The sequence below is a fragment of the Rhizobium sp. P2_G9 genome (assembly GCF_056403475.1).
Window position 1 is genome coordinate 46,505 of record NZ_JBFUFK010000044.1, and the last position, 24,083, is coordinate 70,587.

A 24,083-nucleotide genomic window follows, 5' to 3' on the forward strand; every position below is an offset into this window, starting at 1 on the left:
GGCCGGGCTTTGTCGAAAGGCTAATCCCGGCTGCACTCATAACGGTCGAGATTGGTCCAGTAGTAATTGCCGCCCAGCGGCCGTGCCGCGCCCCAGCAGGAAAAGGCCTGCGGCATCCGGTCGAGCCATTCCTTCGGCCGGTCCTCGATCGGCAAAGCCAGCATTTCGGCGAGCTGGCTGGTTGTATCGTAGGCGATGCCGTGCACCATCTCGAAGGATGAGTCCGTCTCGAGATAGGCCGCAGCCGGGGTGGCCATGAAGCGCTCCGGTGGCGTCCGCCCCGCCTTGGCGTCTGCGATCGCCTGTTCCAGGCCGGCGCCCCTGACACGGATCAGCCATTGATCGCCGGCAAACTGCCCGGCATTGCCGATGGCGAAGCCCAGCACAAAAACACCCAGGCAAGCGCCTGCCGCGCGCCAGCGCCGCCGGTAGAGCGCGATCAGCAGCCGGATTAGAACCCATATCGGTATGGCCACCAGGAAAATCGTCAGAAGCAGTGCTGGCATGACCATGACGATCATGGCGAACAGGACGTCGTCATCGACATCGCTGACGAAGACGACGGCGAAGATCGCCAGCAACCAGAGCACGATCAGAGCCCAGCGGAAAAAGGGTGGCCGTGTCCGCAAAGCAGCCTTGTCGTTCCCGTCTTCTGCATCCGGCATGGCATTGTCGATCCTGTCTCGTCACAGTGACGTGCCGGCTGCGACAATTATTTCGGCCCCCTCCCGGGTTGCCCCTGCCCGTCATCGGGGGTAAATCCTCGGCGCTTTCCAGGTGAGATCACAAATTTCAACGAGGAAGAGGAAATGTCGAAATCAGTGAATGCCGCAGCCGTGCTCGTTTGCCTGTCTTTGCTGCCGTCGGCGGCTCATGCCGTTGATCCCAAGATCCGCGAACAGCTGTTGAAGCTCGATCCGAATACCCGTCTCGAACAGGCCTGTGACACCGAGGCGATGGTCCGAATCAAGAGCGATGACCGGCAATACCGGCCCGACAAGGTGATCGCGTACACTTTCCGCGATCCGACCTATGGACCGAACTCGTTGATGGCACCGGGCGCGGTGTTCCGCAGCCGGGGTGAGTGGTATCACCTTTCCTATCAGTGCGAGACAGGGCCGCATCATGTGCATGTCCGCAAGCTCGATTATGAAATCGGCGGCAAGGTCGCCAAGGCGAACTGGGATAAATATTTTCTCTATGACTGAGGGAGTGAAACAATGGCACGCGTTTCAAGCATGGTGATCTCCCGCTTGCCCAAAGACTTGGTCGAAAAGCTCGACCAAGTTGCTCACGCCGCTCGACGTTCCCGCTCGTGGGTGATCCGGAACGCGCTCGAACATTATCTGGAGAACCATCCCTCCAATATGCCGGACAAACTCATGCGCTATGCGGGCGCGGGTGTTGCGCTTTCAAAACGGCGGACGACCGAAGAAGTTGACGCAGAAATTCGATGGTTGCGCGGCGATGACTGAGGGACGACACGCTTTGTTGAACGAGAGTGTCTCAGGCTGAAACTCGCAGATGCCATCCGTTATTTCAAAGCAATCCATTGCGGATGCGACCCATTTCTCGCCAACGACCGGCATTTGAAATCGGCCCAGTCAATGCAGGTTGAACAATGATCCGGCGCCGACTGATCAATCGGCCTCTTGGATTGAGGGAAAAAATGGTGATCTATCCACAGAATTAACGAACACGAAACAATTTCGCCAAGATGATGCAATCTATCTGTTACAATCGGGAACGATAATTTCAGTTTGATTCGGAGTTTGGAGCATAGACTGAGTTGAGCATTCTTTCTGGCATCACGGAATCCGTGCAGCTACTCGTCCGGCGGCCGCGCCGGTTTCAGTTTGCGGCCTTGTGTTACCGGCTGGAAAAAGACCAGAAAGAACCGGAAATCCTGCTTTTGACCAGCCGCGGCACGGGCCGTTGGGTGATTCCCAAGGGTTGGCCGATGGGCAGCAAGCCTGGCCATGAAGTCGCCAAACAGGAAGCGTTCGAGGAAGCCGGCGTCGTCGGCGATGTCGAAAGCATCTCGATTGGTATCTACCAGTATGAGAAAGCGATCAGCGACGATTTCGCCGTGCCTTGCGAGGTGCATGTACATGCGCTCAAGGTGACGGGCACCGTCGACCGCTTCAAGGAAAAAGGTCAGCGCCGGGTCGAATGGGTGGCGCCTGACGTTGCCGCGCGCCGCGTGCGGGAGCCGCAGCTCAAGCGCCTCATCCGCCGTTTCGCCGAGCGCCTCGGCCCCACTGCCCTTTGAGATGGCCGATTCCCGCTCGCCGCTGGAAAAGCAGACGCTCGACAAGGACCTCGAAAAGTTCGGCATGATCGAACAGGCGACCCAGTTCGTGCTTGGCCGCGCGGCGGCACCCGGCCTTGCCCTGATCTTCCTCATTGCAGCGGCGGTGTTCGTCGCGGTCTTCGTCTCCGCCGGCACGGAGTCGGTGGTGATCGTCGCCGCAGCGGTGCTCGCCGGCTATATGGCGATGAATATCGGCGCCAATGACGTCACCAACAATGTTGGAGCAGCGGTCGGCGCGCGCGCCATCAGCATGTCGGGTGCGCTGCTGCTTGCCGCTTTCGCAGAGATCGCAGGTGCCGTGATCGCCGGCGGCAATGTCGTGGCCACCATCAAGTCGGACATTGTCAGTCCGCTTCTCCTGCCGACCCCGGACCAGATGGTCGATATCATGCTGGCCGCGCTCCTGGCAGCTGCGCTCTGGATCAATCTTGCCACCTGGACCAACGCTCCCGTCTCGACCACCCATTCGATCATCGGCGCCATCATGGGCGCGGCCACCGCGGTGGCTGGCTTCAACGCCGTGCACTGGGAAAAGCTTCTCGGGATCCTGATCAGTTGGATCATTTCTCCGATCTTCGGCGCGATCATTGCCGTCGGCCTCCTGTGGTTCATCATGGAGCGGATCACCTATCAGGAAGACAAGGTCGCTGCGGCGCGCAAATGGGTACCGTTTCTGCTGTCGCTGATGACGGGATCCTTCCTCGCCTACCTCATGGTGATCACCACGCACGGCGTTGCCGATTTCCATGTCTGGCAGGCGCTGCTGATCGGGGTCTTCATCGGTGTTGCAAGCCATTTCTGGTTCCGCGACGCCGTGATGAAGCATTCGCAAGAGACGGAGGACGGCAACGTTTCGATGAAAGCCGTTTTCCGGCTGCCGCTGATCCTGTCCGCCGGGCTCCTCTCCTTCGCCCATGGCAGCAATGACGTCGCCAATGCGATCGGTCCGCTTGCGGCGATTGTCGATGCGAGCGGCATACAGAGCGTTGCGCGCAATCTCGATGCGCCTTTCTGGGTGACGATGGTTGGCGCGCTCGGCATTTCTACCGGCCTGTTGCTGTTCGGGCCGCGCCTGATCCGCATCGTCGGCAGCCAGATCACCAGGCTCAATCCGACGCGCGCCTATTGCGTGGCGATGGCGACGGCGATCACCGTCATCATCGCCTCAGCGCTGGGACTGCCTGTCAGCACCACGCATATCGCCGTCGGCTCTGTGTTCGGCGTCGGCCTGTTCCGCGAATGGTACACCGCCCGTTCCAATCGCCGGCGGGCATACATCGAATTCAAAGCCGCCGCGGGTGACGCAAAGGCCGCCTCACTGCTGACCGCGACGCCCATTCCGGTGCATGGTCCGGGACAGGAGCACCGCTATCGCTATCTGGTGCGGCGCTCCTATCTTCTGTCGATCCTGGGTGCCTGGCTTGTCACAGTGCCCATTTCCGGTCTACTGGCAGCGCTGCTGGCTTTGGTGACAATCCACCTGCCGGGCTGAGGATTCTCGGATGCGCGCCAATTTCCGCATGCAGCGGCTGTTCGTCGACCACGCTCTTGCCAACGCGCATGCCGTGCCGACAACGGACGACCAATATAACTATCTTGCCAATGTGCTGAGGATGACTGATGGCGCCGAGCTTCTGGTCTTCAACGGCCGCGACGGCGAATGGCGGGCACGCCTGGCTTTTCCCTCGAAGAAGAAGATCGCCCTGGTCCCAGTCGAATTGACCCGGCCGCAGCCGGCGCCATCCGATCTCCACTATCTCTTCGCGCCGCTCAAGGTCGGCCGGCTCGATTATCTCATCCAGAAATCGGTCGAGATGGGCGCGGGAGTCATCCAGCCGGTCATGACCCAGCATGTGCAGGGCAAGATCACCTCGATCGAGCGGCTGAGGGCCAATGCGGTCGAGGCGGCGGAGCAATGCGGCATCCTCGCCATTCCCGAGGTCCGGGAGACGGTCAGGCTCGTCGATCTCCTGGAAGGATGGCCGCGCGAGCGCCGCATCATCTATTGCGACGAGGGCGCGGAGACCAACAATCCGCTTCACGCGCTCCAAGCGATCAGAGAGAAGAAGCACGCGCTGCTGATCGGACCCGAAGGCGGCTTTTCCGAGGAAGAACAGACGCTTTTGCGCAGGCTCGACTTCGTCACGCCGATCCCGCTCGGACCACGGATATTGCGCGCCGATACCGCCGCCGTTGCGGCTTTGGCGCTGATCCAGGCCACCATCGGCGACTGGGCGTGATCAGGAATTTTGAGCAGAGCTTGAATCCTTTTCACTTGCAAAACATATAGAGACGGTTCAAGCACTCTCCCGGCGGTTTGCGGCCCGGCAAACCCTTCCCTTTATAGAAGAAAATGACATGGCGCGCGACACCACCGACGACACTCTTGTCTCTTCGATCGACGAACTGGCAGCGCATATTGCCGGCGGTGAAAAGCCGAAATCTGCCTTTCGCATCGGCACCGAGCACGAGAAATTCGTCTTCCTCTCCAAGGACAAGGGGGCGGTTCCCTATTTCGGCGATGCCAGCATCAAGACGCTGCTCGACACGCTCAAGGAAAAATCCGGCTGGGAGCCGATCATCGATGCCGGCAACATTATCGGCCTCGTCGGACCCGACGGCATGGGCGCGATTTCGCTGGAGCCGGGCGGCCAGTTCGAGCTGTCGGGGGCGCCGCTCCTCACCCTGCATGAAACCTGCAAGGAGACCGGCCATCACCTCTCGATGATGCGCGAGATCGGCGAGCCGCTCGGCATCGCCTTCCTCGGCATGGGCGGCAGCCCGAAATGGACCTTTGCCGAGACGCCGCGCATGCCGAAATCGCGCTACGGCATCATGTCGCGCTACATGCCGAAGGTCGGCACGCAGGGCCTCGACATGATGTACCGCACCTGTACGATCCAGGTGAATCTCGACTTCTCGTCCGAGATCGACATGCGCCGCAAGATGCAGGTCGGCCTGAAGCTGCAGCCGCTCGCCACCGCGCTCTTCGCCAGTTCCCCCTTCACCGAGGGCAAGCCGAATGGCCTGAAGTCGTGGCGCGGCAATATCTGGCGCGACACCGACAATCAGCGCTCAGGCGCCATGCCCTTCGCCTATTCGGCCGATTTCGGCTATCGCGACTATGTCGAGTGGGCGCTCGATGTGCCGATGTATTTCGTCGTCCGCGACGGCGCCTATCACGACTGTACGCATGTCACCTTCCGGCAGTTCATGGCCGGCGCGCTCAAGGGCGAGATCGCCGACTGGCAGCCGAATATGGGCGATTGGACCAACCATCTCTCCACCCTCTTCCCCGATGTTCGCCTGAAACGCTTCCTCGAAATGCGTGGCGCCGACGGCGGCCCGTGGCGGCGGATCTGTGCGTTGCCGGCCTTCTGGGTCGGCCTGCTCTATGACGACGCCGCGCTCGACGAGGCTTTCGAACTCACTAAGGACTGGACTTACCAGGAGGTCGTGGCGTTGCGCGACGCCGTGCCGGCCCAGGCGCTCGAGGCTGAATTTCGTGGTCGCGGGCTGCTCGATCTGGCAAAGGAGGTTGTCGCCATCTCCCGCCGCGGGCTTAAGGGCCGCGCTCAGATCAACTCCTCCGGCCAGGATGAAAGCATCTTTCTCGCACCGCTCGACGAAATGCTGGCCAACAAGGCGACGCTCGCCGACGACATGCTGGCGCTGTGGAACGGCCGCTGGCAGCAGAATATCGACATGGTGTTCGAGGATTACCAGTACTGATCGGCAGGCGCGAAACCGGCGTAAAACCATGAGATTCCTGTTTGATAATTGCCGGATCGCGATATAGTGGAGAGAATTGCCGCCGCCTGAAAGGATTGCCATGCTCCCCCTCTTCGACATGATGACGCATGCGCAGAATGGCGACGCGATCGAGGCGATGGCAAAACAGTTCGGCCTGGCGCAAGAGCAGATGACGGAGGCAATGGCAGCGCTGATGCCGGCCTTCTCGACGGGGCTCAAGCGCACCGCGACCAACCCTTACGATTTTTCATCGCTGATGACGGCGGTCGCTTCGGGCAATTATCTCAAATATTTCGAGGACATGGGCCAGGCTTTCTCGCCCCAGGGGGTTGCCGATGGCAACACCATCCTTGCGCAAATCTTCGGCTCCAAGGAGGTTTCACGCGCTGTCGCCGCCCAGGCAGCACAGATGTCCGGCATCAACCAGGATATCTACAAGCAGATGATGCCGGCCATCGCCAATGCCATCGTCGGCGGCTTTTTCAGGCAAATGGCCGAGCAATTCCAGGCGGCCGGCGACGCGCTGACGGGCGGCAAAGCGCCGAATTTCTTCGAACAATGGATGCAGGCGACGGGCATGGCCGAAAAACCCAAGGCTCAGCCGCAGAACGTGTTCGACAACCCATTCACCCAGGCCTTCCAGGCGATGTTCGTGCCGAAGGCCGACACCGCCAAGCCCAGCGCCGCTTCCAATCCATTCGCGGCCAATCCCTTCCTGCAGGCCTTTGAAGCCATGGCGAAACCAGCCGCCCCCAAGCCGGCGGAAACCCCGTCGCCGGATGGCGCGGCACTGACAAGCTTCTTCAATCAGATGTTCGACAGCGGCATCGAAGTGCAGAAGAGTTATCAGAAGAGCATGGACGGCATCTTCGATACCTACCTCGCCGGCCTGAAAGCGGGTAGCAACGGGAAATGAGGCCGCTCCAGGCGAAGACGACGGCACCGGGTTTTATCTTCGCAAGCGCAGTATATTTTACGCTATATTCTTTACGACTGGGAGCAAAGGGCGACCGATTAGTTAAAATTCATAGTTAATTTCAGAACAAGTGGATTTTTAGCTTTGCAAATAACGCAATGCTGGCATGCATTTTTGGATATGCCAATGATCTCCCATGCCCACGAATTATGCAGCGCGGCGCATCCGTCGCACGGAAATCACGTTTTTTGCGGGAACATTGCCTTAATTTGGAACGTTTGTTAGCGTGAATAGCATGCGTTGCCCCAATGCAACGAAGACTGCGATGGCTAAGGATGCGTTAATGGGTGATGACATTTAGCCGGGATTGGTCTATCGAATATCCAAAGTCCGCTCAAAAAATAATCAAATTCAGGCAATCAATTATGTATCCTGGAACGGCAAGCACTACAGTTGCGCTCAATTCCCGTGTTCATGAAAATGTGATTCCGTTCGTCACACGTGACGTTTCCGTCCACAAGGATGAAAGCTGGATTCACGCCGCACTTGACCGACCACTGCAATTCGGCGTCAAGCGGGCGATGGATATTTTCATTTCCGGCCTGGCATTGGTCGCCCTGATGCCGTTCTTCGTCGCCATCGCTGCGATGATCGTTTACGAAAACCGCGGTCCTGTCTTCTTCAGCCAGATCCGCTGGGGCAAGGGCGGCAAGCTGATCCGCATTTACAAGTTCCGCTCGATGCGGACGGATATGTGCGACGTTTCGGGTGTCGCACAGACGACCGAAAACGATCCGCGCGTGACGCGTATCGGCGCCTTCCTGCGCAAGACCAATCTCGACGAGCTGCCGCAGCTGATCAACATCCTGATGGGTGACATGTCGCTGATCGGTCCCCGCTGCCATGTACCGGGCATGCTCGCCGCGGGCAGGCTTTATGAGGATCTGGTCGGCGAATATCACCTGCGCCATCTCGTCCGCCCGGGTCTGACCGGCCTCGCCCAGGTCAGCGGTTTCCGTGGCCCGACGGATCGTGAAGACGCTGCGCGCGGCCGTATCGCCTGCGACCTCGAATATATCCGTAGTTTCTCGGTTCTGACCGATCTCAAGATCCTGGTCCGCACGGTCATCAATGAGATTCGTGGCGGCACCGGCTTTTAAGTCAAGGGACGCATACTGCTTTTCGAGCCTCGGCAGGCTCTCATCGATTGCGGCCGGAAGGATATCTCCTTCCGGCTTTTTCGTTGCCGGCTTTCCGCGTAGGAGCCGCATGATTCGGATATCGGCGGCGATCGCGCTCGCCGCCATCGTGTCTTTCATCGGAACAGTTTCAGCCGATGCCGGTGATGACGTGCTGTGGACAGGGCATCCGGTCAAGGTCGACAGGTCCAAGCAGACCTATCAACGCCTACCCGCCAACCAGCAGCCGATCGACACCCGTATCTGGCTCAGCGTCCCTGACCGCATCAGGCTGATCGACAGCGCTAGCTTCTCCATCGGCGCCAAGGTTTACAGGATTGCCGGCATACATCCCGTCACTATGAGCCGGATGTGCAGGGACGTCGAAGCGGGGCGCTGGTCCTGCGGTCGGCTGGCCGGCATCCTGCTCGGCAATCTCGTCCGCAGCACGCGATTGCTTTGCGAGGTCGCCCCATCAACATCCGAAACCGTGCTCAAGCGGTGCCAGTCACGCTCGAAGGACGTCGCCAGGGAGATCATTGCCGCCGGCTTCGGCCGCGCGGACGGCGACAGCACGCTCGAAAGCGTCGAGGCGCTCGCGCGTACCAATAAAGCCGGCCTCTGGCGCAACCCAGCCTGTCTTGCTGATTTCGATCATTGCTGAGCCCAATCTGGAATGGTTCTTAAAAGCCGCTGATTTCGTTTACTTTTTCGCGCTGTGTCGCCGTTTATTTCTTGACACTTTTTCTCATGTTTAATACTGACTTTTCTAGTCAAGTTTTAGACGAGAGGACTTTCCATGGCGATCACAATCACCGTCAGCGACGCCAACAAGGACGACAAGGGCATCGATATCGCCGCCTATTTCAAGGCATTCGAAAAGACCTATTCCGACGCCACCGGCATGGGTGATTTCAGCGGCAAAGTGACCGGCGACTATGCCTCGCAGGACGATCCACTGCATGCCAGCGCCTATGTCACCATCGATAACGAGGATGGCGGCGGCACAAGCGTGATTTTCAATGGCGACAAGAATGGTTTCGCCTATAGCGGCCCCTACGAGCATGATGGCGCCGAGCATGTGATCTACGGAAATCTCAAATCCATCGTCTTCGGCACCGACACCTCCGTCACATCGGTGAGCAGCAGCGAGACCGACTATAGCAACAGCGCTGACATCACGATCTCCGGCTTCAAGAACTATGAGACGACATCGCAGGATGGCGACGTACTGGGCGATATCCTGAAAGTCGATACCAACGGCCTCGACAGCTTCTACGCCCTGCTGCAAAGCGACGCGATCGTTTTCAAGGGATCGACCGGCAAGGATGTGTTCACAGGCTATGATCATGACGACAGGCTCAAGAGCGGTGCCGGCAATGATGTGCTCGACGGCGGTAAAGGCGACGACCTGATTCAGGGCGGTGCCGGAAACGACAAGCTGACCGGCGGCGAAGGCGCCGATACGTTCGTTTTCGCCAAGGGCGACGGCAAGGACACGATCACCGATTTCGAAGCCGGCAAACATGGCACGGATGTTATCGAATTCGGCAAAAACCTGTTCGACAATTATGCCGACGTCATCGCGCATGCCAAGGATACCGACACTGGCCTATTGATTTCCTATGACGGCGGCAAGCTGACACTTGACGATGTCCACATCGCCGATCTCAATAAGGTAGACTTTCAGCTGCTCTGATGATTCGTTACCCAACGAGAAGAGCAAAACCCGCGGGCGCGAGTCCGCGGGTTTTTTGTTGCTCAGGCTGCGAGATCGAGGGGGTGGATGCGGATCAGGCCGGTGGCGGCATCGCGCTCGACGGCGAGCGGGCAATCGTAGACCGCACTCAGCTTCTCCGCGGTAAAGACGTCCGCCGGCGCGCCGCTCGCATGTAAACACCCCGTCTTGAGCATGACGACATGGTCCGCAAACATGGCCGTGAGGTTGAGATCATGCATGACCGCGATAACGCCGCCGCCGGCGCGGGTGAAATCCTTCGCCAGCCGCATGATCGCCAGTTGGTGCTTGACGTCCAGGCTCGCCACCGGCTCGTCGAGATAGAGCCAGCGCGTACGGCCCTCGCGGACCGGCGAAGAGATCTGGCAAAGCACGCGCGCCATATGCATGCGCGCCTGCTCGCCGCCCGAAAGCGCCGTTGCCACGCGATTTTCAAAACCCGCGAGGTCGACCGCCTTCAAAGCCGCCGCCATGACCTGCGCGGCTCCCGCGCGTGAATGCACCTCGCCGGCGATGATGCCCATTTCGAGAATTTCGCGGACGCTAAAGGGGAAGCCGAGGCTGATCGACTGCTGTAGCACGCCGCGTTCGAGCGCCAGTTCGACTGATGACATCGAGCGAAGGTCGCGGCCGGAGAATTCGATCGCGCCTGAAAAGTCGCGCTCGCCTGCGAGCGCCCGCAACGTGGTCGTCTTGCCGGAACCGTTGGGGCCGATGATGGCAGTCAATTGCCCGGGCCGCGCCTCGAAGGAGAGATCCGAGACGACCACGCGGCCGGAAAGCGCGATGGAGACCTTGTCGAACCTGATCATTGCCGCCTCACATGATCCTGCCGGCGCGGCCGCGAAACAGAATCCACAGAAAGAAGGGCGAGCCGATCAGCGCCGTCAGGATGCCGATCGGCAATTCTGCCGGGGCAACGATGACACGCGTCACCATATCGGCGGCAAGCAGCAGGCTGCCGCCGAGCAGCACCGAGGCGGGCAACAGGAAGCGGTGATCCGGCCCGGCAGCCAACCGGATCAAATGCGGTACGATGATGCCGACGAAGACGATACCCCCGGAAAAAGCGACGGAGACGCCGGTGGCCGCCGCGACCATGACGATCGCCACGCGCTTGAACGTCTCGATCGGCACGCCCATATGGAAGGCCGCCGCCTCGCCCAGTGTAAAGGCATTGAGCCCGCGGCTCAGGAATGGCACGACCGCGAGGCACGGAAGAACAACGAGCCCGGCGATCGCCGCCTTCTCCCAGGTCGAGCCGGCGAGCGAGCCGAGGCTCCAGAAGGTGATGTCGCGCAACTGCTTGTCGTCGGCCATGTAGATGAGCAGGCCGGTCAGCGCCATGGCCAGAGCGGCGACTGCAATGCCGGCGATCAGCAACGTGCCGACCTGCGTCTCGCCATCGCGCGAGGCGAGTTTATAGAGCGCGAACGTCACCATGAGCCCGCTGAGAAAAGCGGCGGTCGGCAATGAGAAGATGCCGAGCAGAGCGGTGAAAGGCGCCAACAGGGTATGGCCGAAAACGATCCAGAACACGGCGCCGAGGCTGGCGCCGGCCGAAACGCCGACGACGCCGGGATCGGCGAGCGGATTGCGGAACAGGCCCTGCATCACCGCACCGGAGACCGCGAGAGCTGCGCCTGTCAGAAAGCCGAGCACCGCGCGCGGCAGGCGGATATCGATAATCACCACCTTGTCGCGCAGCAGCATGGCAGGATCGTCAGGCGCCGAGATATAGGAACGCAGCACGTTGAGTGCAGAGGCAGTGCTCGCGCCCGTCATCACCGAAACGACCAGCAGAACCAGGGCAAGCAAGCCGAGCAGAAGCAGGCCGATATGATAGCCCGTCCGTGACCACAGCATCCTGGCTGGTGATCGATCGGGGCGGGTCAAAGCCTGGTCGCCGGCCTGCATTCCCAAAGCCATGTCAGCCGCCGTAGAGTAAGCGGGACAGGTCGCGGATCGCCGCTGCCGTGCGCGGACCGAAACCAAGCAGTGTCATGCTGTTCATGCGGATCAGCGCCTTGTTCCTGCCGGCCGGTGTGAGCGCGATCGCCGGATTGGCCAGAACCTCCGCATTGGTGGACATTGTCGGACCGCCTTGATCCATCATCAGGATGATATCCGGCCTGGCGTCGATGACTGCCTCGTCGTTCAACGGCTTGTAGCCCTGGAAACTTGCCGCGACATTGATGGCGCCGGCCAGCTTGAGGATGCCGGCGGCGGCTGTGTGATCACCCGCTGCCATGATCTTGCCGTTGCTGATGGTGAGGACGAAGAGGACGCGCTTGCGCTTGTCCTGCGGGATCTTGGCGCTTGCCTTGACGGCCTCGTCGACATCCGCGCCGACCTTGGCAGCAAGTTCATCGGCCTTGGCTTCGACATTCAACGCCTTGCCCACCGCCTTGATCTTGGCGAGGATCGCATCGCGATCATAGCCTTCTGGAATGGTGGTGACAGGCACATCCGCCCTGGTCAGCACGTCGATGGCCGTCTGCGGCCCGGAACCGTCGATCATCAGAATCGCCGATGGATCGACCGACAGCACGCCTTCCGGCGACAACGCGCGCATATAGCCGATATCCGACAGCTTATTGACTGCGGCCGGATAGTTGCTGGTCGTGTCGCGCGCGATCACCTTGTCGCCCAGGCCGAGGTCGTAGACAATCTCGGTGACGGCGCCGCCAATAGTGACGAGGCGGGAGATGTCGAGCACCTTCGCTTCATCGGCCCTGGCTGGGGAGAAGCCGATAGTCGAGACTACCGCCAGCGCAAGCAAGGCGCGGTGGCTGATATCAAAAATGTGGCGCATCGTCTTTCCTCAGGCGGCTTCGGCGTTCTCGGCAGTCGGCAGACCCTCGACCAGCGTGCGCCATGCCGGCATTTCGACATTGCCTTCCTTGCGCTTGCCGAAAAACTGAATGATCATTTCGCCATCGCGGCCATAGGCTTCGAGCGACGTGACATGGCCGTCCTTGGTCGGCTTGCGCACCGCCCAGGTCTCGGCGATGTGGTCGACGCGCAGATGCAGATGGAAGGTCGGGTCCATGATGTTGAGCCAGGGACCCATCGGCTGCACTGCGTGGATCGGGCCGGTATGGATCTGCACGATGCCCCGGTTGGCGACGAAGCACATGAGGTTCATCTGGGTCTCGACCGAGCGCTTGAACAGCGCTTCCATGCTGCCGGAGGAGAGTTTCCAGGCGAAGTCGTCGCCGACGGAACGCACTGCCGCCTGGCGGTCGATGTCGAGCTTCTTCAGCATGCCGAAGAATTCATGCGTGTCGGTCATCCTGCTCCAGGCGTCGCGCAGCTCGGCGACATCGAAGCCTTCGGTACGGCCGGAAGCTGCCGGATTGAAACTCTCGCCGGCAAAATCCTGGCTCTGATCCTCGAGCCGGAAATCAGCGACTATTCTGTCATAGGCTTCGAGATTGGACGCCGGGCGCAGATGCACCTTGTGGATCGCCTCTCCCGATTTATCGAAATATTGCAGGCTGCGGCGGACAGTCTCGCCATCCGTCTTGGTGACGGCGAAGGCATGTGCCCAGACGCGGTTGAACACCCTGAGATCGATGTTCTCGCCGAGCGTCAGTGAGGTCATCTCGCCGATCTGAATATTCTCGTAGACACCAATCTTCTCGTGCACGGCGCTTTCGTTGCGGCTGAGCGCCATGACTTCGCCGAGCTCGGGCGCACGCTCGAGCAAGCGATTGGGGTCGGCGTCGATGCGGCTGACGGAAATGCCGCATTCGGCGGCAACGAGTGCCGCTTCGGAAATGCCCAGATTGGCGGCGATGTCACGCTCGCGCAGCTTCGGATTGTCGGCGCGATAGGCGCGGATATCCGCCGGGGTCGGAGCTTTGGTCTCGGTCATCGTCTCGTCCTGTCTTTCGTCGTGTGCCAGATCATTTGTTGAGAATAAGCTTGCCCTGCCGGGTGATCTTCATCCGATAGGCTGCGCCCGCATGGTGAATGACGATCTCGCGGCGTCCGGCAAAGAGTGTCTCCGTATCGTATTGCGGCAGCTTTTCAGTCGACGGGGCGGCATTGGGCTCAACCGTTGCTTCATCGTCGTCCTTGCCCACGTCCATCACTTTAGCCGCACCGCTGAATTGTCCAAAACCCGTTTTCATAGTTGACTTCGTTACTCATATTTTCTTATTGACGCAATACCAGTGTTAAAAAGTCAACTTTAAATTTTCGGCATGCGCTTGCAGGCATAAACTTGCGACAAGCATGCGACGAGGCATGATGACGAAAACCGCCGGCAAGCTCGTCAGCCTGACGGAATTGCGGTTCAGGCCGGCCAATTCCAATGACGCCGCGCGCGCCGTGATCGCGCATCATTTCGCCGAAGTGCCGCATTGTGCTTTCGCCAGGGACGACGGGATCTCACCCTATCTTGGCTCAGAGACCGGAATGGGCGCCTTTCCCGGCGCGCCTGATGTCAGCGAACCAGATAACACTGACATACCCGCAATCCAGACGGAAGCGCCTGAGATGAATGGCAGCTTGCGGCGCAGGCTCATGCGCGCGGGTTTCGCGCTTTCTGTCTTCCTGCACGGTGCCTTGGCTGTCGCGGTCGGCATTGCGACGCTCACGGTGCCGGAAGACCCTCCCCAGGAAGAAGGTATGATGTCCGTGGCGCTTGTGACGCAGGGCGACGTCGAAGCCCACATTGCGGGAGCGGAAGAGGATGTTGCGAGGCCCAAAAAGCCCGCGGAGGCTGCGACCAAGCCGATCGAGAAACCGGTGACGGATGCCAAGTCGGCCGACCCGGTGAAGCCGGTTAAAAAAGTTGGCGCGCTACCCACCCTGCCAAACATCCTGACCGAGGACAGTAAGACAGAGACGGAAGCTGTTTCGCCCGACGAACCGGCGGAACAGAAACCGGACCCGATCATCGAAAAACCGGTCGAGCCGAAGCCGATAGAGAAGCGACCGGACGAGAAGCAAAGGCCGGTTGAAAAGAAAGTCGAGCCAATCGTCGAACAGCACCTGGTGCAGCCTGTCGAACAGAAAACGACTGAGAGGCAAGAAGAAAAGCCGGCCGAGGAAAAGCGTGTGGAGACGCAGTTGAAGGAGGAGCCCAAACCCGCTGAGAAGAAGAAGGACGAAAAAGAGAAGCCGGAGCCAGAAAAGAAAGAACTGAAGAAAAAGCCGACGGAGCGGCAAAACCGCCAGGAAAACCATGGCAATCGTGGCGAACAGCAAAATGAACGCCACAAAGGCGATGCCGAGGCGAAGGACAAGGGTCCCGCATCGACCAGTTCCAAGGGTGCGTCCAAAAAGCCCGAGACCGGCAATGCGGCCGAGACAAATTATCGAGGTCTGGTTAGCAGAAAGCTATCACGCGCCAAGGGGCGTATGCCCTCGCCTGCCAACGGGAAATTGTGGGTGACATTCACGGTTCTGTCGGATGGTTCCATTTCGGGACTATCGGTGACTAGGAGCTCGGGCAAGCCGGCTGTCGATGCAATAGCGTTGAAGATCGTGCGCGCGGCATCGCCCTTCCCGCCCATACCGGCGGAAGCTGGCCGGAAAAGTTGGAAAATGACCGTTCCCATGACATTCAGGGGCGGCTGATATTCGCTTTATTTATTTTAGGCCAGCCACAGGGTTAACAGAGAGCTTCAATGTCCGGGCAAATTCGATAGAAAACTATACTTATTCATTAACCTATTGATTTAGCTTATTCTTATACCCTTTTCTCTATTGTCTGTGCCAATCCGGAATAACGGCCGGAAACGAAAAGCCGACAAGAAGGGAATATGGGGATGAACGATACCATTCGCACTCTTTTGAAGAAGCATGCAGGCCTGCCGGTCAATGTCGACGACCTCGCCGACAGCGCCGACCTTTATGCAGCAGGCCTTTCCTCCTTTGCCTCCGTACAGGTGATGCTCGCGCTGGAAGAGAATTTCGATATCGAATTCCCGGACAGCCTGCTGAACCGCAAATCCTTCCAGAGCATTGAAGCTATCGCACGCAGCGTCGCGTCCATCCTCCAGGATAGAAAGGTCGCCTGATGAACATTCCCGTCAACCTGGCGGTGGGCAGCCTGAATGAGCGAGCCCAGCGCGTCGCCGCCGTCGCCAAGGCCTGTGCCGACAGCGTCGACAAAACTGGCGCCTTTCCCGAAGACGCTGTCAACGCGTTGAAAGCCGAACGGCTGCTGTCGATCCAGATCCCTGCCGAATTGGGCGGTGAAGGCGCGTCCACCGGCGAGATCGCCGAATTGTGCTCGATCATCGGCCAGGCCTGCGCGTCCAGCGCGATGATCTTTGCCATGCATCACATCAAGCTTTCGAGCCTGGTCGAGCACGGCATGCAGAGCGCCTGGCACCGCGACTTCATGCGCCGCGTCGTGTCCGAACAGTTGCTGCTCGGCTCGGCCACGACCGAAGGCGGCATCGGCGGCAATTTGCGCAATTCGATCTGCGCCATCGAGGTCGAAGGCGACACCTGCCGGCTGACCAAGGACGCGACTGTGATCTCCTATGGCGCCCGCGCCGATGCGATCCTGATCACATCCCGCGCCCATAAGGACGCAGCGTCGACCGACCAGGTGATGACCGTCTTCCTCAGGGATCAGTATTCGCTGGTCAAGACACAGGAATGGGACACGCTCGGCATGCGCGGCACCTGTTCCGAGGGTTTTTTGTTCACCGGCGAGGCGCCGGCCGTCCAGATCTTCCCGAAACCGTTCGCGGAGATCGCGGCGCAGTCGATGCTCGCCAACAGCCATATCCTTTGGAGCGGCGTCTGGTACGGGATTGCCGTCGATGCCGTACATCGCGCCCAGGCCTTCGTCCGCGCCGCCGCCAAGAAGACGCCGGGCGTCATCCCGCCGGGCGCCATTCGCCTCGCGGAAGTCTCCAACCTGCTGCAGATGATGAAGTCCAACGTCGTGGCCGCGATCAAGGCCTATCAGGACGCCAAGCAGGATGAAGAAAAGCTCTCTTCCGTCGCCTTCGCCGTGGCGATGAACAACGTCAAGATCGCTTCATCGGAAACGATCCTCACCATTATCAACCATGCCATGCTGATCGTCGGCATCATGGGATACAAGAACGGCACGCCGTTCAGCCTCGGTCGTCACCTGCGTGACGCCCATTCCGCCCAGCTGATGATTTCCAACGACCGAATCCTCGGCAATACGTCCAGCATGCTCCTGATCCACCGCCAGGACACCAGCTTATTGGGGTAATTACTATGGATATGCAGGTTTCTTTTCTCGACCGGCTGTTTGACTCCGGTCTGCTCATCGACACCGGCGTCGACGGTCTCTATGGCCGCTCCGGCGAATTCGAGGGCGTCATCGCGGCTTTCGAGCGACTGATCGACACGATCGGTGGCGGCGACGGCGCCGAAGCCATCCGCTTCCCGCCGGGCATGAACATGGCCTATTTCGAAAAGGCCGGTTACATGAAGAGCTTTCCGCAGCTCGCCGGCACCGTGCACTCGTTTTGCGGCAACGATCACGACCATATGAGCCTGCTGAAATGTATGGAGGAAGGCGGCGACTGGACCAAGACCCAGCAAGCCACCGACATCGCGCTGACGCCGGCCGCCTGCTATCCGCTCTATCCGACCGTCGCCAAGCGCGGTCCGATCGCCATGAAGGGCGGCCTTTACGACCTGCAGTCCTACTGCTTCCGCCATGAGCCGTCGAAGGAGCCGACGCGCCAGCAGATGTTCCGCATGCGCGAATATGTCTGCATGGGCACCGAGGCGCACGTCACCGACTTCCGCCAGACCTGGATGGATCGCGGCGTCGCGATGATGAAGTCGATCGGCCTCGATGTCGAAATCGACGTTGCCAACGACCCGTTCTTCGGTCGCGCCGGCCGGATGATGGCCAACAATCAGCGCGACCAGAACCTGAAGTTCGAACTGCTGATCCCGGTCAACTCGGCGGCCAGCAAAACGGCCTGCATGAGCTTCAACTATCATCAGGACGCCTTCGGGCTGAAATGGGGTCTCGACCTCGAAGACGGCTCGGTGGCTCATACCGCCTGCGTCGGCTTCGGCCTGGAACGCATTGCGCTGGCGCTGTTCGCCGCCCATGGCCTCGACACCAAGGCCTGGCCGGAACACGTCAAGAAGACGCTCTGGGGCTGAACCATGCCTTCTGCCGTCTTCCCGAAACTCGTGCCGCAGCACTACCTGTCGCATCCGCTCCATGACCCGGAGCGGATCTGGCCGGAGACCAACTGCTATGTCGATCTCTGGATCGAAGTGCTGAACGCGCTCCGGCTGCCGCCGGAGGCGATGCTCGGCTTCACGCTGACGCAGGATTTCGAGGGCGACCAGTTCACCTTCTTCAAAGTGCCGCTGGAGGATCTCGAAAGCCTGTACGACATCCGCGTCACGGAACTGGCGATCTTCGACAAGGTCGAAGATCATGTGAGCCAGCAGATCGCCCGCGGCCGCCTCTGCCTGCTCGAAATGGACAGTTTCTTCATGCCCGATACCCAGGGCGTGGGCTATCGCAACGAGCACGGCAAGACGACGATCGGCATCAACCGCCTGTCCGAGAAGGACAAGGAGCTCGACTATTTCCACAATGGCGGCTTCTACCGGCTGTCGGGCGAGGATTTCGACGGCGTGTTCGGCCGGTTCTATCCGGAAGGCTCGCCGCCATTCCTGCCCTATACGGAATTCGTCAAGTTCCCCGAGTCCCTGCCGGGCARGGGCCATATGCGGGCACAGGCCCGGGCGCTGCTGGAGCGGCATCTGTCGCGCATGCCGCGTGCCAATCCGGTGGCGGCGTTCGCGCGTGAATTTCCGATGCAGGTCAGCGCCATCGCCGACCGGCCGTTCAGCTTCTTCCACAAATATGCGTTCAATACGCTGAGGCAGCTGGGCGCGAATTTCGAACTCGCCGCCAGCCATTTCCGCTGGCTGTCTGATGATGCCGAATTCGAGGAGGCGGCAAAGTCGGCGCTGGTCATTGCCAACACGGCCAAGACGGCGCAGTTCCAGCTCGCCCGGGCGTTGACGCGCAAGAAGTTCGATGCGCTTGGCTCGGTGCTCGATCCGGCGGTCGAAGGCTGGGAGAAGGTGGCAACTATTCTGCAGGCCCGAATCAGCTAACAGTTTGCCAAAACGCGCTGTTACTATTTGGGGCAAGGCATGAACACGACGCCATCGGCACTTTCGACACGGCATTCGCTGGCCGGCGACTGGGCCATGGTGATCTCCGAGGCCGGCGCCTATGCGACGCCGGCCGATATTCCCGAACGCGTGCACTCCATCGCAGCACCGGTACCGGGAACGGTGGCCGCGGCGCTGGAACGCGCCGACCAATTCGACCGCACCGATCCTGTCGGCCTGAATGACCGTGATTACTGGTATCTCGCGGTGCTGGAGGAACAGACGCCCGGTCCGGCGCGGATCGAGTTCGGCGGCCTTGCCACCATCGCCGAAGTCTATCTCAACGACGAAAAGATCCTCGACAGCAAGAGCCAGTTCATCCCCTATGACGTGCCGGTCACCTTAAGGGGCACGGACCGGCTGGCGATCTGTTTTCGCGCGCTCAATCCGCATCTCAAGATCGCCGGCCCGCGCGCCCGATGGCGGCCGCAGATGATTACACCACCAACCATGCGGCTCGTGCGCGCCACGCTGCTCGGCCACATGCCGGGCTGGTGTCCGAATGTCGAGGCGATCGGTCCTTTCCGGCCGATCCATCTGATCCGCGAAGGCGCGGTCGACATAGATGATGTCCGCATCAATGCGGCGCTGGACATGGACGGGATCGGCGTACTCGACGTCTCGTTCCGGTTCTCAGGCCAGGCGCGAGACCTCCGGGTCGCCTGCGCCGGCCAGACCGTTCCCGTGATGATTTCCGCCGATGGCCACTTGCGGGCGAAGCTGACGCTCGACACCGTCGGGCCCTGGTGGCCGCATACACATGGTGAGCAGCCGCTCTACGGCGTCGAACTCATCGTCGACGGCGTCAACCACATGATCGGACGCACCGGTTTCCGTAACATCTCGCTGGACCGCGGCGTTGACGGCAAGGGATTTACCATCGAGATCAACGCGCTGCCGGTCTTCTGCCGCGGCGCTGTCTGGACCAATGCCGATATCCTCCGCCTGCCCGGTGGTCGAGAGGATTATCGCCCGTGGCTGGAGCGCGCCCGCGATGCCGGCATGAACATGATCCGCATCGGCGGCACTATGACCTATGAGAGCCGCGATTTCTTCGACCTCTGTGACGAACTCGGCCTGATGGTCTGGCAGGATTTCATGTTCGCCAATTTCGACTATCCGGTCACCGATGCCGAATTTGTCGAACTGGTCAGGCAGGAGGCTGCCGATCTCTTGAAATCGCTGCAGGGCTCGCCGTCGCTGACCGTGCTGTGCGGTGGTTCGGAAATGTTCCAGCAGGCGGCGATGCTCGGCCTGCCGAAGAAAATGTGGGGCGGGCCGCTCACCGATGACATCCTGCCGGCGGCCTATGAAGGATGGCGACCGGATGTGATCTATGTGCCGAATTCACCCTTCGGCGGTGCCATGCCCTTCTCGCCCAACGAAGCTGTCACGCATTATTATGGCGTCGGCGCCTATTGCCGGCCGCTCGACGATGCGCGCCACACCAATGTCCGCTTTGCCGCGGAAAGCCTCGCTTTCGCGCATGTGCCGGAACAGGTGACACTCGACGAGCATCTGCCGGTGCCGGCGGTCCACGATCCCCGCTGGAAGGCCCGCGTGCCGCGCGACCGCAACGCCTCCTGGGATTTTGAAGACATCCGCGACCACTATCTGCAGGAGCTTTATGGCCTCGACCCGGCGCGGCTGCGCCGTGAGGATCCTGCCCGCTACCTGGATTTTTCGCGCGCTGTCACCGCAGAGGTCGTCGAAGCAACCTATGCCGAGTTCCGTCGGCCCAACTCCGGCACGGGCGGCGCGCTGGTCTGGACGCTGCAGGATCTTTTACCCGGCCCCGGCTGGGGCGTGATCGATTCGACCGGGTTGCCAAAGCCAGTCTGGCATGGCTTACGGCGCGCCTTCCGGCCGGTGCAGGTTCTGCTCAGCGACGAAGGCACGAACGGCCTCTATGCGCATCTGATCAACGAGACCAACCGTAACCTGGCGCTGACACTCAGTGTTACCTGTCTCAGGGATGGCGCGACGCCGGTGGTTTCCGGCACGCGCGATATCGAACTCGTGGCGCGGAGCGAAGCGAGCTTCGCCGCGACCGATCTGTTCGGCGCCTTTTTCGACACGACCTATGCCTTCCGCTTCGGCCCTCCGTCGCATGATGTCACCGTGGCAAGTTTGGTCGACCGGGCCAGCGGCCGCGAAATCGCCTCAGCCTTCCATTTCCCACGGGGTCGCATGGCCGCGCTCCACCCGGCTGTCATCACCGCCAGCCTGCAGCGGGAGGGCGGCGATTGGGTCGCCAGCCTGTCCACGGACCGGCTGGCACAGTCGGTACAGATCGCCACTCCAGGCTGGATGCCAGCCGACAATTGGTTCCATCTCGCGCCCGGCCGCGAAAAAAAGATCAGGATCAGCACTTTTTCCGCTGCCGTTAACAATAAACTCGAGGGGACTATCCGTCATCTAGGGGCAAGCATGATCGTCAATATCTAGAGAGACCGCGATTGCAGCCAAAAACCCGGACATCAAGGTCCCTGGTCACAGTTCGGCAGTGTTTTGCCTTAGAGCGTGTCGCATCTATTTGGAGCCATTCTGCCGGGACGGATTTTCGTCAGGACCAAGGCGATGGCCGAACGGCGGTACATAGAGTACCGTCGAGGCCATCGCCGCAGGAACTGGCGGAAAGACGCCCGGCAGAATGGAGAACTGGTTCCGGACATTCGCAGCGACGGCCGTGATCGCCGCATCGGTGCTGGCGCCGATTGGAGAAGCCATGGCTCAAACGCCGTGTTTCCGGGGCATCAATCTTTCAGGCGCCGAGTTCGGCAAGCCGGGTGGCCAGCCATTCAAGGATTATACCTATCCCTCGGCGGAAACCGTCACCTATTTCGCCAGCAAGGGTTTTGACACGATCCGCCTGCCTTTCATGTGGGAACGGCTGCAGCCCAAGCTGATGCAGCCTCTCGATCCGGGCGAGACGAACCGGCTGAAGGAAGCGGTGGCACTGATCCGCTCGCATGACATGCGCGTCATCCTCGACCCGCACAACTATGCCCGGTATCGCGAAAAGGTGGTTGGATCGCCTGATGTGCCGGCTGCGGCCTTCGGCGACTTCTGGGCGCGGCTCGCTTCGCTTTATCCCAATGACAAGGACGTCATCTTCGGGCTGATGAACGAGCCCTACCAGATGCCGATCACCCAATGGCTGAATGCCGCCAATACGGCCACCAGCGCCATTCGCAACCAGGCCCGCGCCAACAATCTTATCCTCGTGCCGGGCACGGCCTGGAGCGGCGCGCATTCCTGGATGAAGCCGATCGACGGCGAGCCGAACGGCGTCGCCATGGCCCGCTTCCAGGATCCGGGCCATAACTTCGCGTTCGAAGTGCACCAATATCTCGACGACGACTTTTCCGGCACGAAGCCGAATTGCTCGCGCGGCAGTGATGCCGTCGAGGCGCTGCGCAAGTTCACAGAGTGGCTGAAGCAGAACGGCTTCCGCGGTTTCCTCGGCGAGTTCGGCGCACCTGCCAAGGCCGGCAAGATGCGCTGCATCGACACGCTGAAATCCATGGTCGGCGTGATCGAGGATAACAAGGATGTCTGGACCGGCTGGACCTATTGGGTCGCCGGCGACTGGTGGCCGGCCGAAGAGCCGCTCAACATCCAGCCGACCAAGGATGGCGACCGGCCGCAACTGGCCGCACTGCAGCCGACGCTCAGCGACTTTTCGGCTGGGGGAAAGGACTGCCCGTCGCTGAATTGACGGCTTTCGCGGCGATTGCGCCTGGCTTGGCCTCGGCACTCCGCCCAAACATCCGGCTCCAAATCGACCGCATCGCGGGAAACTGCACGGCATTCGCCGTGCCGAGCATGAAGAACATGATCGCGGCGGTCTTCACCGAATAGAACGAATTCGAGATGATCAGGATGAGCAGCAGGTAGACGATCATCATCGAATGGAACTGCCAGCCCTGCTTGTCGCGGCAGGGCAGCATCACGAAGGTCGCCCAGATGCCGATGAAACCCAGGACGCCGAACTGGGTCAGCGTATAGGCAAAGCCCGAATCTGACGTGAATTTCTCATAGGTCTCGTAGCCCAGCACCGCGCCTTGCGGCAGCGTGGTGATCAGATGCGCGGTCGACTGCAAGCGGCCGGTGAAATCGTCCGGACCCTGGTTGACGCCGGTGATGATGCCATATGCGGAGAACAGCGACAGCATCAGGAAGGGCACGACCAGCCAGATCTGGCGGGGTATGAGGCGGTAGCAAGGCACGAGCACTGTCATGACGACGCAGGCACCGAGGCCGAAGCGCGCGTCAGCCGAAATGATCAAGATCAGCGCCGAGATGATCAGGAACCAGCGATGTTTGTAGTCGCGGCGAAACAGACCCCAGGCATAGAGGATGGCGCCGTAATTACCCATCGACACTGGTTCGAGGAACACCGAGGAGACACGCTGCTGGCCGAGAAAGGGCAGAAGCGTGCGCGGTTCGGGGCGATTGCCGGAGATGAACAGGCCGCGCGTGGCGCCATAGCTGTCCTGCAGGCTCACGGTGCCGCGCGAGATGTAATAACCCAGCACATTGAACCAATCGAGATAGAGGTCGAGCAGGAAATATTCGAAGGCGGCGAAGACCAGGACGATGATGGCGGAGATCAGCGCCAGCCGGTCGGCGATGCGGATATCCTTCACGCGCGTGCCGAGCACATAGAAGATCACCGGGTTGAGCACATCGCGCAGCGCTTTGAGGTCGGTCTGATGCCGCAATTGGAAGAGGAAGAACATATAGGTGACGAAGATCGCCAGGAAGAGATAGAGCCCGGCGCGCCGATCCGTGGCGGCGAGGAAGGCAGTGCCGGTGACCGCCATCTCACCCAGCATCACATGGCTGTCGGAGACGGCCATGACGCGGGTGTTGACGAAGCAGAGGAAGAGATTGAAGGTCAGGCCGCCGAGCACCGAGGCAAAGGCCGCAAATCGTATGAAACCGCTCAGCGCGCCCTCGTCCTGCCCTTCGGCCGTCAGCGTCGAATCATAGGTGAGCGCCATATCGCCTTTC

At 60.4% G+C, this 24,083-nt stretch carries 26 protein-coding genes; 17 read left to right on the plus strand and 9 right to left on the minus strand.

The features are described from left to right. Positions 1 to 20 precede the first annotated feature (20 nt). Positions 21 to 665, minus strand: coding sequence for a hypothetical protein (locus AC1DYF_RS30295; protein WP_477881292.1), 645 nt, complete (start codon positions 663 to 665; stop codon positions 21 to 23). Positions 666 to 809: 144 nt separating this feature from the next. Between AC1DYF_RS30295 and AC1DYF_RS30300 the strand changes: the two genes are divergently transcribed. From AC1DYF_RS30300 to AC1DYF_RS30345, 10 genes are all read left to right on the plus strand, one after another. Continuing rightward, positions 810 to 1,208 (plus strand): DUF930 domain-containing protein, encoded by a 399-nt coding sequence (locus tag AC1DYF_RS30300; RefSeq protein ID WP_477881293.1) that lies wholly within the window; start codon positions 810 to 812, stop codon positions 1,206 to 1,208. 12 nt (positions 1,209 to 1,220) lie between these two features. Continuing rightward, positions 1,221 to 1,475, plus strand: a complete 255-nt coding sequence (locus AC1DYF_RS30305) for a ribbon-helix-helix domain-containing protein (protein ID WP_477881295.1) — start codon at positions 1,221 to 1,223, stop codon at positions 1,473 to 1,475. Between the two features lie 314 nt (positions 1,476 to 1,789). Continuing rightward, complete coding sequence (locus AC1DYF_RS30310; RefSeq protein WP_477881297.1) at positions 1,790 to 2,272, plus strand: NUDIX hydrolase; 483 nt, start codon at positions 1,790 to 1,792, stop codon at positions 2,270 to 2,272. A 1-nt stretch (position 2,273) separates the two neighbouring features. Continuing rightward, positions 2,274 to 3,806: an inorganic phosphate transporter gene (locus AC1DYF_RS30315; protein ID WP_477881298.1), complete on the plus strand. Its 1,533-nt coding sequence runs from the start codon at positions 2,274 to 2,276 to the stop codon at positions 3,804 to 3,806. Positions 3,807 to 3,816: 10 nt separating this feature from the next. After that, positions 3,817 to 4,554, plus strand: coding sequence for a 16S rRNA (uracil(1498)-N(3))-methyltransferase (locus AC1DYF_RS30320; RefSeq protein ID WP_477881300.1), 738 nt, complete (start codon positions 3,817 to 3,819; stop codon positions 4,552 to 4,554). Between the two features lie 118 nt (positions 4,555 to 4,672). Further along, complete coding sequence (locus AC1DYF_RS30325) at positions 4,673 to 6,046, plus strand: glutamate--cysteine ligase (protein ID WP_477881301.1); 1,374 nt, start codon at positions 4,673 to 4,675, stop codon at positions 6,044 to 6,046. Between the two features lie 100 nt (positions 6,047 to 6,146). Next, positions 6,147 to 6,983 carry a DUF937 domain-containing protein gene (locus tag AC1DYF_RS30330; protein WP_477881303.1) on the plus strand — a complete coding sequence of 279 codons (837 nt, stop codon included), beginning with the start codon at positions 6,147 to 6,149 and terminating at the stop codon, positions 6,981 to 6,983. Between the two features lie 581 nt (positions 6,984 to 7,564). Continuing rightward, complete coding sequence (locus AC1DYF_RS30335; protein WP_477881344.1) at positions 7,565 to 8,143, plus strand: sugar transferase; 579 nt, start codon at positions 7,565 to 7,567, stop codon at positions 8,141 to 8,143. Positions 8,144 to 8,252: 109 nt separating this feature from the next. Further along, entirely contained in the window at positions 8,253 to 8,825 is a 573-nt protein-coding gene (locus AC1DYF_RS30340; protein WP_477881305.1) for a hypothetical protein, read from the plus strand. Positions 8,826 to 8,960: 135 nt separating this feature from the next. Next, positions 8,961 to 9,860 (plus strand): calcium-binding protein, encoded by a 900-nt coding sequence (locus AC1DYF_RS30345; RefSeq protein ID WP_477881306.1) that lies wholly within the window; start codon positions 8,961 to 8,963, stop codon positions 9,858 to 9,860. A gap of 62 nt (positions 9,861 to 9,922) precedes the next feature. On the opposite strand, the gene AC1DYF_RS30350 is transcribed toward AC1DYF_RS30345, so the two are convergent. From AC1DYF_RS30350 to AC1DYF_RS30375, 6 genes are all read right to left on the minus strand, one after another. Further along, complete coding sequence (locus AC1DYF_RS30350) at positions 9,923 to 10,711, minus strand: heme ABC transporter ATP-binding protein (RefSeq protein ID WP_477881307.1); 789 nt, start codon at positions 10,709 to 10,711, stop codon at positions 9,923 to 9,925. Between the two features lie 7 nt (positions 10,712 to 10,718). Next, entirely contained in the window at positions 10,719 to 11,765 is a 1,047-nt protein-coding gene (locus AC1DYF_RS30355; RefSeq protein ID WP_477881345.1) for a FecCD family ABC transporter permease, read from the minus strand. Positions 11,766 to 11,829: 64 nt separating this feature from the next. Then, entirely contained in the window at positions 11,830 to 12,714 is an 885-nt protein-coding gene (locus AC1DYF_RS30360) for a heme/hemin ABC transporter substrate-binding protein (protein ID WP_477881309.1), read from the minus strand. A gap of 9 nt (positions 12,715 to 12,723) precedes the next feature. Then, positions 12,724 to 13,779: a hemin-degrading factor gene (locus tag AC1DYF_RS30365; protein ID WP_477881310.1), complete on the minus strand. Its 1,056-nt coding sequence runs from the start codon at positions 13,777 to 13,779 to the stop codon at positions 12,724 to 12,726. Between the two features lie 31 nt (positions 13,780 to 13,810). Next, positions 13,811 to 14,038, minus strand: a complete 228-nt coding sequence (hemP, locus tag AC1DYF_RS30370) for a hemin uptake protein HemP (RefSeq protein ID WP_477881312.1) — start codon at positions 14,036 to 14,038, stop codon at positions 13,811 to 13,813. A gap of 25 nt (positions 14,039 to 14,063) precedes the next feature. Beyond that, positions 14,064 to 14,270, minus strand: coding sequence for a hypothetical protein (locus AC1DYF_RS30375; protein ID WP_477881313.1), 207 nt, complete (start codon positions 14,268 to 14,270; stop codon positions 14,064 to 14,066). Positions 14,271 to 14,324: 54 nt separating this feature from the next. Here AC1DYF_RS30375 and tolA point away from each other — a divergent pair, with 54 nt between their 5' ends. From tolA to AC1DYF_RS30405, 6 genes are all read left to right on the plus strand, one after another. Then, the gene (gene tolA, locus AC1DYF_RS30380) at positions 14,325 to 15,491 is read left to right on the plus strand and encodes a cell envelope integrity protein TolA (protein ID WP_477881315.1); all 1,167 of its coding nucleotides are present in this window, start codon (positions 14,325 to 14,327) and stop codon (positions 15,489 to 15,491) included. 191 nt (positions 15,492 to 15,682) lie between these two features. Then, entirely contained in the window at positions 15,683 to 15,934 is a 252-nt protein-coding gene (locus tag AC1DYF_RS30385) for an acyl carrier protein (protein WP_477881317.1), read from the plus strand. Next, the gene (locus AC1DYF_RS30390) at positions 15,934 to 17,115 is read left to right on the plus strand and encodes an acyl-CoA dehydrogenase family protein (protein ID WP_477881319.1); all 1,182 of its coding nucleotides are present in this window, start codon (positions 15,934 to 15,936) and stop codon (positions 17,113 to 17,115) included. Before AC1DYF_RS30385 ends, AC1DYF_RS30390 begins: the two co-directional genes overlap by 1 nt. Positions 17,116 to 17,120: 5 nt before the next feature. Next, positions 17,121 to 18,029, plus strand: a complete 909-nt coding sequence (locus tag AC1DYF_RS30395) for an amino acid--[acyl-carrier-protein] ligase (RefSeq protein ID WP_477881321.1) — start codon at positions 17,121 to 17,123, stop codon at positions 18,027 to 18,029. Positions 18,030 to 18,032: 3 nt separating this feature from the next. Then, positions 18,033 to 19,004 (plus strand): DUF1839 family protein, encoded by a 972-nt coding sequence (locus AC1DYF_RS30400; RefSeq protein ID WP_477881322.1) that lies wholly within the window; start codon positions 18,033 to 18,035, stop codon positions 19,002 to 19,004. 39 nt (positions 19,005 to 19,043) lie between these two features. Further along, the gene (locus AC1DYF_RS30405) at positions 19,044 to 21,512 is read left to right on the plus strand and encodes a glycosyl hydrolase 2 galactose-binding domain-containing protein (protein WP_477881324.1); all 2,469 of its coding nucleotides are present in this window, start codon (positions 19,044 to 19,046) and stop codon (positions 21,510 to 21,512) included. A gap of 84 nt (positions 21,513 to 21,596) precedes the next feature. Here the strand turns inward: AC1DYF_RS30405 and AC1DYF_RS30410 are convergent, their stop codons facing one another. Beyond that, positions 21,597 to 21,794, minus strand: coding sequence for a hypothetical protein (locus AC1DYF_RS30410; RefSeq protein WP_477881326.1), 198 nt, complete (start codon positions 21,792 to 21,794; stop codon positions 21,597 to 21,599). On the opposite strand from AC1DYF_RS30410, the gene AC1DYF_RS30415 reads away from it, so the two are divergent. Beyond that, positions 21,793 to 22,785, plus strand: coding sequence for a glycoside hydrolase family 5 protein (locus tag AC1DYF_RS30415; RefSeq protein ID WP_477881327.1), 993 nt, complete (start codon positions 21,793 to 21,795; stop codon positions 22,783 to 22,785). The two genes, AC1DYF_RS30410 and AC1DYF_RS30415, sit on opposite strands and share 2 nt — an antisense overlap. Here the strand turns inward: AC1DYF_RS30415 and AC1DYF_RS30420 are convergent. After that, entirely contained in the window at positions 22,739 to 24,073 is a 1,335-nt protein-coding gene (locus AC1DYF_RS30420; RefSeq protein ID WP_477881328.1) for a UDP-phosphate alpha N-acetylglucosaminyltransferase, read from the minus strand. The genes AC1DYF_RS30415 and AC1DYF_RS30420 overlap by 47 nt on opposite strands. Between the last annotated feature and the right edge of the window lie 10 nt (positions 24,074 to 24,083).